At 40.3% G+C, this 14,201-nt stretch carries 9 protein-coding genes; 2 read left to right on the forward strand and 7 right to left on the reverse strand.

Translation table 11 applies throughout. The features are described 5' to 3' along the window. Positions 1–212 precede the first annotated feature (212 nt). The gene (locus A33Q_RS02910) at positions 213–740 is read left to right on the forward strand and encodes a hypothetical protein (RefSeq protein WP_009034765.1); all 528 of its coding nucleotides are present in this window, start codon (positions 213–215) and stop codon (positions 738–740) included. Positions 741–824: 84 nt separating this feature from the next. Here A33Q_RS02910 and A33Q_RS02915 read toward each other — a convergent pair whose 3' ends face one another. The 6 genes from A33Q_RS02915 to A33Q_RS02940 form a co-directional block, all read right to left on the reverse strand. Continuing rightward, the gene (locus tag A33Q_RS02915) at positions 825–1,034 is read right to left on the reverse strand and encodes a hypothetical protein (protein WP_009034766.1); all 210 of its coding nucleotides are present in this window, start codon (positions 1,032–1,034) and stop codon (positions 825–827) included. A 286-nt stretch (positions 1,035–1,320) separates the two neighbouring features. After that, positions 1,321–1,542 (reverse strand): VF530 family protein, encoded by a 222-nt coding sequence (locus tag A33Q_RS02920; protein WP_009034767.1) that lies wholly within the window; start codon positions 1,540–1,542, stop codon positions 1,321–1,323. 99 nt (positions 1,543–1,641) lie between these two features. Beyond that, positions 1,642–2,760, reverse strand: a complete 1,119-nt coding sequence (locus A33Q_RS02925; protein WP_040489790.1) for a glycoside hydrolase family 16 protein — start codon at positions 2,758–2,760, stop codon at positions 1,642–1,644. A gap of 14 nt (positions 2,761–2,774) precedes the next feature. Next, entirely contained in the window at positions 2,775–4,241 is a 1,467-nt protein-coding gene (locus tag A33Q_RS02930) for a PKD domain-containing protein (RefSeq protein WP_009034769.1), read from the reverse strand. A gap of 16 nt (positions 4,242–4,257) precedes the next feature. Continuing rightward, on the reverse strand, positions 4,258–5,727 hold the full coding sequence (locus A33Q_RS02935) for a RagB/SusD family nutrient uptake outer membrane protein (protein WP_009034770.1): 1,470 nt from the start codon (positions 5,725–5,727) through the stop codon (positions 4,258–4,260). Between the two features lie 4 nt (positions 5,728–5,731). Continuing rightward, positions 5,732–8,812, reverse strand: a complete 3,081-nt coding sequence (locus A33Q_RS02940; protein WP_016254559.1) for a SusC/RagA family TonB-linked outer membrane protein — start codon at positions 8,810–8,812, stop codon at positions 5,732–5,734. 250 nt (positions 8,813–9,062) lie between these two features. Between A33Q_RS02940 and A33Q_RS02945 the strand changes: the two genes are divergently transcribed. Continuing rightward, entirely contained in the window at positions 9,063–11,945 is a 2,883-nt protein-coding gene (locus A33Q_RS02945; RefSeq protein ID WP_009034772.1) for a two-component regulator propeller domain-containing protein, read from the forward strand. Positions 11,946–12,022: 77 nt separating this feature from the next. On the opposite strand, the gene A33Q_RS02950 is transcribed toward A33Q_RS02945, so the two are convergent. Beyond that, positions 12,023–14,197, reverse strand: a complete 2,175-nt coding sequence (locus A33Q_RS02950; protein WP_009034773.1) for a DUF5916 domain-containing protein — start codon at positions 14,195–14,197, stop codon at positions 12,023–12,025. Between the last annotated feature and the right edge of the window lie 4 nt (positions 14,198–14,201).

The following is a 14,201-nucleotide window of genomic DNA, read 5'->3' on the forward strand; positions in this document are numbered from 1 at the left end:
ATTACATTTAAAAATAGTGTTTTATGATACTTCTCAATCATTTATTACATTTTAACTACTTCATCTAACCGACTCATTTACAAATTTTTAACAATCTCAGTAGGAAGAAGAGTATGTCATTGAGAGTAGGATATAATATGTTTTAATATCCAAAAACCAAAACCTTCTCCTGCTTTTTACTTATATTAAGATACAACAAAACGCTCTATGTCATGAAAACCCAAATATTCACCTTCTGCTTTCTCTTTATTTTTAGTTTGATTGCAGCACAAACAATTCAGACCTTTCCAACTCAAAATGGGGTTACTTCCATTTTCCCCAATCAGAGCATCAAAACCGTAGCTCCAAACACCTTAAATATCTACAACCACAACAGCAGCGGCATTCAGGAAATCTTCCCTTCCCAAGTAATCAGGACTAACCCCCAAAGTGGAGTAAAGCAAGTCTACAATACCAATAACGGAATTCCGGAAATTGCACCAGTCAAAGTCATTAAGCCCAATAACCTTGGAGGATATGATGTCTTTGAGACCTCAAATGGGATTCCAAATATCAGTCCTAGTCAAACCATCAAAGCAAGCCCAAATGGAACCTTTAAGGTACACCCAAACCAAAACGGAATTCAAAGTATAAATCCCAGTCAGGCCATTAAGCCAACACAACATGGCTTTGATATTATCCAGTACAAAAGTGGATTGCCGGAATTGTTCCCCAGCAAAACCATAAAAATTAAAGATTGAAAGTACCAAAACACAAAACCCGTGCTCAGTAGCAACTGAGACGGGTTTGGACTAATATAAAATCAGGGTGATTAAGTAAATTTATCAGGCGACTGCCTTCTTCCTGTCTACAATCGACTTCCAATACAGATAAGCAAAACCCATCTGTGGTATTATCAAAAGCAATGCAGAAGGAACCAATGCTTGGGAACTAAAGCCCAACTCTATCCCTTGTGTCTTGGACAAGGAGAAAACGGTGATGACTGCAACCAAAGCAAATAAATTGGCCAGAATCAGTTTAGTGGTATTCTTCATAATGGATCAAAGATAAATAAGACTTGTTTAAGCAGACTTTTGAGCGGATCAAATCCTGGTTTTTTCAAATATCTGAACTCGAAGATGTTACAAAAAATCCAATAAACAAATTATTTATCACTTGAAATCAAACTATAATTTGTATTGAAAATGAGGTAGTTAAGAAATTTTGAATTTCAAATTCAGATTTTTGCATCTCATCAGAGATTTCAAACATTTGAGCCAAAAAATATTTTTTTAAAAAAATACTATACTTAAACCCTTAAAAATCAAATATTTCAGAAAATCATCTCCTTTTTAAAGATTTGAGGTAAAGCTCCTCGACTTTTTTCCTTGCCCATTCTTCCTTTCTCAAAAACTTCAAGCTTGAATTGATAGAAGGGTTGTGGGTAAAGCACCTGATGTTAATTCGATCTCCCATTTCTTCCCACCCGTAGGTGGATACAAGGTGTTCAAGTATATCAATTAGACGGACGCCATGAAGAGGATTGTTTGGTTGTGATTCCATCAATTTTGTAAGTTTTAGATCAGATTTTTCTCACCCCAAAGGTAGAGAAATAAAAAAAGCGGGAGAAATATCCCGCTCTTTATGTGAAATCATGATTGCTTAATTTCTTTCGAAAACCCGAATGTAATCTACTACCATTTGCTGTGGAAATGAAGTACTGGCATTAGGATTTCCTGGCCAATTACCCCCTACAGCTACATTGAGCAAAAAGAAAAACGGTTGCCTAAATTCATCCAAGGCGCTGGGGCGGATATCAATTTCATGAAAGGGATCATTATCTAAGAGCCAGATGATTTTTTCAGCATCCCAAATTATAGAAAACACATGGAAATTATCATTGAATATTCCCTCAGAGAGTGTTTTACTTCCTCCAAAATTGGCATAGGATCCATTATTGTCCCAATGAACGGTTCCATGGGTGGTGTCATCTCTTCCGGACTGAGATCCGCCAATCATTTCCATAATATCGATCTCACCGCAAGCAGGCCATCCAACCTGGGGAATATTTTCGCCCATCATCCATACTGCCGGCCAGATCCCCTGCCCCTTAGGCAAAGCAGCCCTTACATCTATTCTTCCGTATTGGAAAACTGCCTGTTCCTGGGTTTTGATTCTTGACGAACTATAGTTCTTTCCTCCTACAGCTTCTTCCTTAGCTTGGATAATCAAGTAGCCATCCCTTACAGTGGTATTTTCTCTCCTGTAAAACTGAAGCTCATTATTCCCCCAACCACATAGATTTGGACATCCGTCACCCAGTTCGTGTACCCAATGGGATGCCAGGCTATTTCCTTCGAATTCATCCTGCCAACTTAAAGTGTAGCCATCATATTCCAATGGGCTTTCATATCCCGTAGAGGGAATGCTAAGCCCTGAATTTGTTTCAGGAATTTCCACAGAAACAGTCTCTGTAATAAAATCGGACTCAGTAGCATGGGCCTGTACTGTAATCACATAAGTCCCTGGATTGCGGTAAGTGAACCTTGCCTGATTCCCAGTGGCTCTTTCCGGTGCTTGATCACCCACTCCAAACCCTACTCTAAAGAAGTTCACATTGTCCGCACTAAAGCGAACCAAGACTTCCCCTCTTTCCAACTCCTCCACTTCGACTTGAAGATTTGAAGGCAATAAGACCATATCGTCCACTTCATCCTGACTGCAAGAATTACTCATCCAAGCAGCCAGGAAAAGAAGACCTATTAATTTAAATTTAGCCATTGCTAAAATCATTATTATTCATTTGGTACTAGGACAAAAGTCCACCAAACGCCACCATCATTGGTGATATCAATTGTTAATGTAAGTTCTTTTGATTCAGGATCATAATCCAAAACATCATAAGTCACTGACGCATTTTCATTTGGTGGCCCTTGCTCATATTCTCCACCGTTGAATGCTTTGGCCAATACAACAAATGCACCTGTTCCGGTTACAGTGATTTTTGGCCTTGTACTTCCTTCACCCGGAGTAAATTCGAAACTATGAACTCCTGAACCCCATGCTTCACCTGGTGTGCCTTCAAGGTTAGATTCATCCTGACACCCTTCCTCACTTACTCCCATGTAAAACTCGGCAAAAATATCACCTTGGGTATCGTATTCATAAGTACCATCTTCGCTGAATATATACAAGTCATTGAACAGACAAGCTCTTTCATCTGAAATATCATTTCCATTTGGGAAAAATGAATCGTTTCCAGGAGCAGGACCTACACCAAATGCCCCAGCTGCAGACTTCAATGTCCAAGCCTGAGTACCATCTCCTATCAAATCTTCAAAATTAAAATTGACATCGCTTGGCTCTTCCTCCTGAACATCTTCTCCACTGTCAAATCCAGCTGGAATCAGACGGATATACCAAGCAAGTTCCTCATTGGCCTGATCTATATATCTCAAAAACATTTCATTTTCTTCCAGATTCACAATCTGATAAGTGGTACCTCCGGCAAAATATCCCAAGAAACCTCCTTCTGAAATTCTTAACTCGTCAAAACCATTTTCTACCTCCGTGTAAGACCAAGTCAATCCATCCGGTGCTTCATAAGGAGCAGACAAGTCTCCAACTCCCGGATCAAAAGCACCTGGGAAATTTGGACCCTGAGCTTCATTCAAATATACAAACCCGTTGGTTTCCATATTGAAACCGAAATTATCCAAAAAGAAAGTATATCTATCTGTGTACATTCCGCTTCCCCTTTTTTCATTTGCCTGAGCTGCATACCACTCTGGGAAGTCACCTGCCTGAGATGGGTTCGGACCTACTCCAAAATGACCCACCCGAGCTGAATCTATCACCCAGGTTCTACCTTCTATGGCATTGATTCCTCCTGTCAAGATATTGAAAATAGGACTATCCAAAAGTGTTGGGTCGGTCTGGTCTATCACAATATCTTGACTAAAAGAAGCACTACCAGCTGCGTTGAATACGGTAAGCGTTACAGTGTAAGTACCCTCGTTAGGGTAAGTTCCGGTTACAGTCCTACCCTCTACAGTGGTACCATTTCCAAGATCCCATTGCATTCTGAAAAACTCCCTGTCTGCGGTGAAATTGACAATATTGGGGTTTTCACTTGTTGGTTCTACGCTAAAAGTAGCGTCTTCTGAAGTAGGTGGAAGATCTTCGATGTTTTGTTCATCCACACAGGCCGCCATGACCACAAAAGGCAGCACTACTAGTAAGTACTTAAGTAATTTTCTCATAATTAATTGATTTTGGTTAATATCCTGGGTTTTGTCTCCAATTGCCTCCTGCGAGGTCTATTTCTACTTGAGGTATAGGGAAAAGCTCATGCTTTCCGGTTTGAAATCCTTCAATTTCCTGGGCAGCCTGGCCCGTACGGACCAAGTCCCAAAAGCGGTAGCCTTCTCCCGAAAGCTCCAGTCTTCTTTCTCTCAAAATATCATTGATTAAGGATTGTCCCGTACTGTTAATGAGTGGCATACCCACCCTCTCTCTGACTTTGTTGAGTTCAGTCCTGGCTCTGGCATCATTTCCTGTTCTTGCAAATGCCTCTGCAGCCATCAACAGAACATCGGCATACCTGATTACCCTATAGTTCAAAGGACTGGTCAGGTCATCATCCGGCAAGCCTCTTTCGTCTGCTCTTTTGATGTATTTGTTATTGTAATAGCCTGTATGACCACCTCCTCCGATGGCATAGTTAATATTTCCCGGGTTGGGCTGGACTGCGATAAATGCCTCGATGTCCAAAATAGTAGCCTCTCTCCTAGGGTCTGCCGGATCAAAATAATCATACAAGTCCTGAGTAGGTAGATTGTAACTGTTCCCATCTGCATAAAAAGGCCCGTTGTACTGCCTGATACCATGAAAACCTACAGCCAGATTTCCTTGAAGACATACAAAACAACCATAATCCCCACCCTGAGCACCTGAATACTGAATGGTGAATACATCTTCATTGACATTTTGGTTGATTACATAAAACAAAGAAGCATAATCTTCAAACAGCCCATAACCGGCCTGATTGGTCGTGATCAGTTCATCCAGAACCTGAGCTGCCTCACCGTATTTGCTCTGGTAAAGTAAAACTTTGCCCAGCAGGGCCAATGCCGCTCCTTTGGTAATCCTTCCTGTTTCCGGATCAGTCCAGTTAAGGGTGTTGATGGCCCTGTTCAGATCGGCTTCAATTTGAGCATATATCTGCTCTTTTGGGGTTCTGTCTATTCTTTGGATCTCGCTGATCGCAATTCTCCTATCAACGATCAAAGGCATATCCCCAAAGTAGGTGACCAAATTGAAGTAATAATAAGCTCTTAGGAAGGCTGCTTCTGCCAAGAGCTTGTCTTTTCCATTGAAGTCCAGGTTGTCCTGGAATTCAAAAATATAATTAGCCCTGGCAATCCCAGTATAATTGAAGCGCATAACATCCCTAAGCTCGGCATTCTCTCCCCCATGAACCATATTCTGAATATCATGAAGCCCTTGTGTATCGGTCACTGATTCACCTCCTGCTATGGAATTATCTGAAGCTATTTCACCGATCCAAATCTGCAAGTATGCAGTTTGCATGAGATCATAAGCTCCAATCAGTGCTCTTTGATAATCTTCCTCTGTATTGAAGAAATTTTCTGCATCCTGAGTAAACTCAGGGTCTATATCCAGCAATTGGTCACATGACATGGTCATCGCCATGAGTACCGAACAGATTATGAGTATTTTTTTCATGTGTTTAGAATCTAAAGTTTACTCCCCCCATGATTGATCTTGCCTGTGGATAAATACCATTATCAACACCTGCAAAAAGCGGATTTCCTGACCCTACATCAGGATCGAAACCCATGTAGCGGGTCAGTGTCACCAAATTGTTGGCAGCGATGTAAAAGCGAACGGATTGAATTTTCATCTTTTGACTAAGCTCTCCCGGCAAGGTGTAACCTACCTGTACATTTCTTAATCTGGCAAATGATCCATCTTCAACATAAAAATCTGAGAAAACTGTATTCCTTGTGTTTCCCGTTGTAACTCTCGGAACCTCATTGCTTGTTCCGGGCCCTGTCCACCTGTTGAGGTAATAGCTTAATTGATTGGCATAAGGCTGTTGCCTTTCATAATTCCTGATGATGTCCTGACCCAAAGCAGCGTAAATATTGGCCGATACATCAAAGCCTTTGAAGTCTACAGCTAAATTCAAACCCATAATCACATCTGGAATTGGAGAGCCTACAAAAGTCCTGTCCGAATCATTGCTGAAGCTGATACTTCCATCTCCATTTTGATCTACAAACCTCAAGTCACCCGGCCTAGCACCTGACTGACTTACCGGACTATTGGCAATTTCTTCTTGGGTCTGGAAAATACCGTCTGTCTGATAGCCTATAAAATACCCTATTGGGAATCCTTTCTGAAAACGGGTTGCAACGTTGCCCCCTACACCAAAGGCTGCTCCAGGAATAAAGTCAAAGCCTTCCGGAACTCTAGTTACCTCATTCCTCAAGAAAGTAACATTATAATCAACTCTGAAATTGACTCCTGAACTCCTTCGGGTGCTGTAACCTATCTCAAGCTCTATACCTTTATTAGTAACATTCCCCGCATTGATCACTGGAGGAAATCCGCCAGCACCATATGAACCTAAAAGTGCAGAAACCGCTGGCTGGAACAGTAGGTCTCTGGTGTCTTTGATAAAGTAATTGGCTGTGAAGTCAACATTACCCAACAAAGTGAAATCTACACCAATATTGGTCTGGTAAGTGGTTTCCCATTTCAAATCAGGATTGCTGGTAGCACCGATAGCAGCTCCATTGACAATTAGGTCATTGAAAACATATCTACCAAGCCCATTCATGAGACCTCTGTACCTGAACAAGCCTATCTGATCATTGCCTGAAATCCCAAAACTCGCCCTTAGCTTCAAAAAGTCTATTGCTGAAGAGGAAAAGAATGATTCTTCTGAAATCAACCAAGCTCCTGAAACCGCAGGGAAATAGCCAATCCTGTTGTTTGGTCCAAAATTAGTTGATCCATCTCGTCTCAGGATACCGGAAATAAGATACCTACCTTGGTAATCATATTCTCCCCTGACAAATACAGATGTCAATCTCTGTCTGGCTTGAAAAGAACCTACATTGTTCAAAAACCCTCCAGGTGCTTGATTAGCAGAAATATCGGCCAATTCTAAAGAATTATTCGGGATATTGAATCCAACTCCGTTTAACCCAAGACTTCTATTTCCCAAATAAGAAACACCTACCATACTTTTTACCCTATGGTCTTCTTGGAAAGTCCTGTCATAATTTAAGAATGCTTCAAAATTATAGTCCAAAAATGTGTTTCTCGACTCATTGACAGAAGCTCCTCTTTCTATATCCAACTCTCCGATATTGACAATCACAGGATCCAAGTTGGCATTTCTTGCTGTATTGGCAAATTTCCCAGTACCATACCAAACCAAAGGATTGAAAGCTTTCGAATCCACCAAAGCAAAATTATAACCCGCTCTTCCGGTCAGTGTAAAAAAAGGATTGATATTGTAAGTGAGCTCTTCTTTACCAACCAGCTTATTTACAAAAGTTTCATTGTATGTATTTTCTATTTGTGCTACAGGGTTGATGATGTCATTGACCAAATCCAAGTACGAATAGCGTCCATCCACAAAAATCGGTTCTGTAGGGTAAGCGTTTACTGCATTGAAAAGTACTGAACCTATACCTCCTTGCGCAATACCGCTACTTTGCTCATGGGTATAAAGCAAAACATTTGTCAGCCTTACTTTTGGAGCGATTTCTGTGCTGAAGTTTATTCTTGCATTGTATCGCTCAAAACTGGCCTTGGGTCCACCTATAATACCTTGCTGTGCAAAATAAGACCCGCCAATAGAGTAAGATGTCTTCTCGGAGCCACCTGTGGCCGTCAGGTTATATTCCTGAATGGGTGCCTCCTGAAAAACTTCCTGTTGCCAGTTTGTCCCTTCTCCTAGTTCAGTATTGTTAAATGGTCTACCAAGTCCACCAGCGGCAAAGGCTTCATTTTTCAATACGGCATACTGTCGGGCATTCAACATGTCCAATTGCTTGGCAGTTTGTTGCACTCCGTAGTAAGCACTAAAATCCAGGCTCGCCCGACTATTGAGAGTTCCTTTTTTGGTTTCAATTAAAATAACCCCGTTTGCAGCACGTACTCCATATATTCCTGCCGTTCCATCTTTAAGAACATTAACAGACTCAATATCATTGGGATTCAAAGCATTGAGACCGGCAGCATCATAAATGACACCATCAACAAGGATTAAAGGATCATTTTCTCCAAATGTCCCAATTCCTCTGATACGAATATTGGAAGTTCCCCCAGGAGCACCTGAATTGGTAGAAATATTCACACCTGCTATCTGACCTTGCAAGGCCTGGTCCAGCCTGGGCATATTCATCTTTGTAATATTGTCTCCTTTGACCTGAGATACAGCTCCTGTCAATTCCTTTTTCGTGGCAGTACCATACCCCACTACGATGACCTCTCCCAAAGAAGACAGTTCTGATTCAAGCTGCACATTAATTACGGAAGCCGCCCCGACTTTAATTACCTGTGTTTTGAAGCCTATAAAACTTATCCGAAGTTCTTCACCTTCAGAAACTGCCAGGCTATACTCACCTTCAATATCGGTGACGGTACCAGCGGTAGTACCTACTTTAAGAATGCTTACTCCCGGCAATGGTTCTCCTCCTTCATCTACTATTCGGCCTGAAATGTTTTTTGTTTGAGCCGAAACTGAAAGCTGGAACATTATGCTGAGTAAGAAGCATAAAACTGTTCTCATAAATTTTGGATTTATTGTTTACTGAGAGCAATCAACTCAAAGGGTGCTCATAATCAAAAAATCAAACTACATCAATACTACATCAATACTGTAATTATCATTTCACAAAAACTCTACAAAATGATTCAAAATACGCTATATAGGCATTTAAGAGACATTTCTATTTCCTTGAAAAAATACTGCTTTTAGAAAAACAACTACATCAATTTATATTTTTACTACCTTAGGCCTTCTATCAATTTGAATTGGCATGTATAGGTATCTTTTACTGCTATTTTCCATTTTCTTTACTGTTTTTACCCAAGCTCAACAACTTGGCCTTCCCTTCTCTAAATTTTACTCAAGCCAAGAATATCAAGGGGGAATCCAGAACTTTCAGATAAGTCAGAGTGCTTCGGGATTGGTCTATGTGGCAAATAATTTTGGTCTTTTGGAATATGATGGTACTGACTGGAGAAGATACTCCTTACCAAATAGCACCAAAATCAGGAGTATTTACATAGACAGTGAGGAAAAAATTTTCGCCTCAGGACAAGGAGAATTTGGTTATTTCTATCCAGGTGAAAATGGTAATTTGGCATTTCAGTCCCTTGTCAACAAATTACCTGAAAACACCAGAAGTCTGGATGAAATCTGGAAAATATTCCACATTCATCAGTCTCTGATTTTCTGTACAGTAAACAGTATCTTTGTATTTTCAGAAAATCTAGACCTAAACTACACCTTGGAAAGTCTTAGCTCTTTTGAGACTTTTCACGTTTCAAACAATCAGCTTTTTATACAGGACAGAGAACAGGGCTTGTTGAAATTGGAAAATTCAGATCTTGTTCAGGTAGATAAAAAGAATTTTTTCCGTGACAAAACCATCACAGGAATTCTCAATCTTGTCCAAGGCAGAAATCTGATTTTCACTAGGGATCATGGAGTTTTTGTACATGATGAACAAAGTACTTTACCTTGGAGCGCAATTAAAAACCAACAAATCCAGCAAATCAATCAGGTCAGACGTTTGAAAAACGGAGAGATCGCTATCGGTACACAAAATGACGGAGTTTACATTCTCAGTGACACAGGTGAGCAGCTATTGCACATGGATAAGAACACAGGTATGCAGAATAATACCATTCTATCCATTTTTGAAGATGTTTCCGGAAATCTCTGGTTAGGGCACAACAATGGTATCAGCCTACTGGAAATGAGCCTGCCTTTTAGGTTGATTGATCAATTTTCAGAACTGACTGGCACTGGCTATTATGCCATGGTGAGTGATGGGCAAGCCTATTACGGGACAAATAATGGGCTTTTTGTCCAAGACTTACAGAGAAATACCGGGATTAAATTTATTCCAAAATCCGAGGGCCAGGTTTACCAGGTTAAAAACATTTACAATCATATCTTACTTGCCCATAATGATGGGGCTTTTGAAATTAAAAATGGAATAGCTAATCAGTTAACCGATATACAGGGCGTTTGGAATTTCCTGCCTTTGAAAGAAAATCCTGGATATATTCTTTCAGGCACTTATTCAGGTTTGATCGTATTCAAAAAAGAGGGAGACAAAGTCAACTTTTCCCATCAGGTGGAAGGATTTCAGGAATCTTCCAGAATCATGCAGCAGGACAATGAAGGTAATATCTGGATGACACATGGCTACAAGGGAGTCTATAAAATCAAACTTTCTGAAGACCTTAAATCAGCTGAAGTGAGTTTTTATGGAGTAGAAAAAGGATTGCCGACCAATTTATTGATTTCAGTCTGGCAAGTAAACGACAGACTTGTATTTACAACTGAGTATGGAGTATATACTTACAATTCTGAAACTGACAGGTTTGAAAAAGATCCTTTTTTCATAGATTATTTCGGGACTGAATTTCTCGTCACAAGTTTGATCGAAGATCCCATTGGGAACATCTTTTACATCGGAGAAAATGAGGCCGGTGTATTAGAAAATCAAATCAACGGAGCCTTTGTCAAAAACCATCAAATATTCAATAAAATCATCCCATTTCTCAATGACGATTTGCAAAATGTATCTCTACTCGGTTCAAATGAAGCTTTGTTTGCAGCCAATGAAGGTTTTATTTGGTACAAGCTCGAAAGGAATAAACGTACTTCTGCATCTTCATTTCCTACATTGATCAGAGCAGTCTATTTGACAGGTCTTGCTGATTCCCTTATAAATTTGAGGAAAAATCCAATTCAAAATTCTTACGAAAGTTCAGATCCCTCCCTATATAAACATCAATTTGATTACGGTTCGGCCAATATTCGCTTTGAGTTTACAAATCCAATTCCAAACCAAGAGAACACTACACTTTTCCAAACTTGGCTGGAAGGATTGGAGGAAGATTTTGGTGAATGGAGCACCAAAAGGGAAAAAGCCTTCACCAATCTGCGTGAGGGAAGTTACACATTCCATGTAAGGAGCAGAAATATTTATGGCCAGCTTTCTTCAGAAGATACATTTTCATTTGAGGTATTCCCTCCTTGGTACAGAAGCATCTGGGCCTATCTATGCTACTTCGTTTTTGCAATGGTAATTCTATATTTTACTTTCAAATATGTAGATAAGCGTTATCAAAAGAAAACCAAAGCCATTACAGCGAAGCAAAAAGAAGTCATAGAAGCCAAGGAATCTGCTCTCATTAATTCAAAAGAGGAAATTGAAAGGTTGAAAACAGAGAAACTTCAGGCAGAAATTCAAAGCAAAAACAAAGAATTGGCATCGGCAACCATGCACCTGCTCAATAAAAACGGCTTTATAGACCATACTAAAAACCAATTGGGTACTATAGTCAAAAAAAGCAAAAATCAAGAGGTCAAAAATGAAATACAAAAAGTCATACACAATATTGACCGAAACATTGCCGGCGATAAAGATTGGGAACAGTTTGAAATCCACTTCGATCAAGTGCACGGTGACTTTATGAGCCGATTCAAATCTGAGTTTTCCAATCTTAGTCCTCAGGAAATCAAATTAAGCGCCTATTTGAGAATGAACCTTTCTTCCAAAGAAATTGCATACCTGATGAATATCAGTACGCGAGGGGTAGAAATCTCCAGATACAGGTTGCGCAAAAAACTCGAACTCCAACGATCTGAAAACCTACAGGAGTTTATCCTTAAATTCTAAATTCTCTCAAGTCAAAAAAATCCATCTCTTTAAATAAAAGGGGCGGATGAGTTTATCGGATCCAAAAAAACCAAACGCTACAAGTTCCACCAATAGGTAAACTTTAAAGCAACTGACCTGTCCTTTGCATAAAATGGTGCCGGAAGGTAATTATCTGTTACGACCAAGAAAATATCTGATGCAGGTGCAAACCTCCACTGCAAGCGCGCATTCAAATTGATGTTTTCTATCTGTTCGTTGTACTGCACAAAGGTGGTAATGAAAAAGGTATTGGTCAGTGTCAGGTCAAACCTGGGACCTATCAACCAAAACCTGGTCACATCCCAAGGTTCGGGCAGGTGGATTTCATTGTAATTGGCATTCATGGTCATACTGAAATAAGGCTGAATTCTATAGCCCATTTCACCTGCTAGATTATACCGGTCACCATCTGCAAAATATCCGCCCAGTCTACCCGAAACTGAATAAGTAAAAAGGCTTTGAGGTTTGGATGTATATTCACCTCCTACCGAATACCACTGATGATCTGTACCTGACTCAAGCAAATCACCCGAAAAATTAGTCGGGTCAAAAGGACGCTGAAGCTTTATAAAATCATAAGCTCCCCATACAAAAAGGTTACTTTGACTCCTAAATCTCACCCTATATACCATGAAAGATTCATTGTCTGTCAATTCCCAGTCAGTATTGTAAAAAAGGTTGACATTCAGTTCAGGTCCATGGCTGAGTATTTTTTTACTTTTCGGAAAAAAAAGATAGCCCACACTGGGACTTGCTTTGTAAAAACCCGTTCTGGGAACAAAACCTACCTCTGCAGTATAATTTTCGGAAACATATTCATGTCTCCAATTCCATGTCAGATTCCCTGAAGCATAGCGGAGATTGGAAGCATAAGCAACCCCATGACCTTGAATAGGACTGAAAGAGTTAAGCATAAATGCCTTTCCGGTCCACAAATTATTGGGTGAAGCATAGTTGAATTCAAAACCAACATTGCGGTTGTATTCACTGAACCTTCTCTCTCCTCCCGCATTGGGTTCAAAAGGTGCAGATTGTCTGTTTACAAGAATAGCTCCTATATTGGACCTTGAAAAAACCCTTCTCTGTAAAGATATTACTGAATAGTTTTGCCCACCATAGTTATTCTCGGGTACAGCAGCAGTCTGCATGCTCATGGCACCTACTCTCCAATCTTTATTGACCCTGCCACTTAATCTAGCACCTGCAATAATTGGAGCATCCAGACCTACCCTTCTCGAAAAAAATGGTCTTATTGTTTCGTATCCAAAGTTTCCGAAGATATCCCCGTTTTCAAGGAAAAACTGTCTCCGTTCAGGAAAAAATAATTCAAAGCGCTCTAAGTTGGTGACTTGCCTATCTACTTCCACCTGTGAAAAATCCGGATTTACAGTCAAGTCCAAATTCAATGATGAACTCAATCCGATTTTGGCATCCATACCAAAAGCATTTCTGTACTCTGCACCCTGCCCCTCTTGAATATTCCTGTTCATGCCTCCAAGTGCATATGGAATTACAGAAACATTCGGACCGGGGGAAGGAGGTGGAGAATCCCATACCAACACACCTGTATAGGCTAAAGAAGCTGAAGGAAACTGTCTTGGCACTGGTGCCCAGCCGGATTTCTCTGTGGTCTTTAAGTCCATACGACTGAAATTGATTCCCCATTCTTTGATACCATCTTTGTAGCGGATAGATTTAAAGGGAATCGCAGCCTCGAAGACCCAGCGGTCTTCATAATTCTGGACTTTTGAAACCCATTTATTATCCCAACTCAAGTCTATTTGTCCTCCATTGAACATAATCCCATCCCACTGGGCACCAGCAGCATTGGCACCAAACGAAAAACCATTCAGTTGATCATCAAAAGGATCCATAAAAAAGATAAAGTTGTCATTCTTCCCAAATGAAAAATCCCTCCTGAGAGACTCCACCATATAAGGTCCATCCAAAGCATGGAAGTTTTCGACCAGGATATAAATGTGTTTTTCATCATAGGCCATTCTGACATCCGTTCGCACACTGGAAAAGGAAGTGTCCATAGGAATGATCATAAAAAAATCAGTAGCTATTTCAGCTTCTGCCCAAGTCTCTTCATCCATCACACCATCAATGCTGATCGGGTCTGATACACTTTTAATGTGTAGACGGTAATCAGAATTGATTTTCCTCTGGGCAATGGAGGTATCGAGCAACAGGAAAGTACATAAAACCAAGAGTATGGCTTTCTTCATGGAA

This window comes from Indibacter alkaliphilus LW1 (genome assembly GCF_000295935.2).
Classification (GTDB): domain Bacteria; phylum Bacteroidota; class Bacteroidia; order Cytophagales; family Cyclobacteriaceae; genus Indibacter; species Indibacter alkaliphilus.